General features: G+C 56.1%; 1 rRNA gene. It reads right to left on the reverse strand.

Features of this window, described 5'->3' with window-relative positions:
• Window positions 1–868, reverse strand: a 23S ribosomal RNA gene (locus ABD671_RS22270); the annotation flags it as partial.

The raw sequence follows: 868 nt of genomic DNA on the forward strand, positions 1-868 counted from the left end.
CAACCCGTTGTCCATCGACTACGCCTGTCGGCCTCGCCTTAGGTCCCGACTTACCCAGGGCAGATTAGCTTGACCCTGGAACCCTTGATCATTCGGCGCAAGTGTTTCTCACACTTGATTCGCTACTCATGCCTGCATTCTCACTCGTGTCGCATCCACCACTGGATCACTCCGCAGCTTCACCCGCGACACGACGCTCCCCTACCCATCCACACACCCGTTAGGGCTTCTCCACCACAAGGGCGGGTGCGAATGCCATAGCTTCGGCGGATGACTTGAGCCCCGCTACATTGTCGGCGCGGAATCACTTGACCAGTGAGCTATTACGCACTCTTTCAAGGGTGGCTGCTTCCAAGCCAACCTCCTGGTTGTCACTGCGACTCCACATCCTTTTCCACTTAGTCACCGCTTAGGGGCCTTAGCTGATGGTCTGGGCTGTTTCCCTCTCGACTACGGAGCTTATCCCCCGCAGTCTCACTGCTGCGCTCTCACTTACCGGCATTCGGAGTTTGGCTAACGTCAGTAACCTTGTGGGGCCCATCGGCTATCCAGTGCTCTACCTCCGGCAAGAAACACACAACGCTGCACCTAAATGCATTTCGGGGAGAACCAGCTATCACGAAGTTTGATTGGCCTTTCACCCCTATCCACAGGTCATCCCCTCAGTTTTCAACCTAAGTGGGTTCGGTCCTCCACGCGGTCTTACCCGCGCTTCAACCTGCCCATGGATAGATCACTTCGCTTCGGGTCTTGAGCGTGCTACTAAAGCGCCCTATTCAGACTCGCTTTCGCTACGGCTACCCCACACGGGTTAACCTCGCAACACACCGCAAACTCGCAGGCTCATTCTTCAAAAGGCACGCCGTCA

It is taken from the genome of Nocardioides fonticola, from assembly GCF_039536805.1.
GTDB classification, from domain to species: domain Bacteria; phylum Actinomycetota; class Actinomycetes; order Propionibacteriales; family Nocardioidaceae; genus Nocardioides; species Nocardioides fonticola.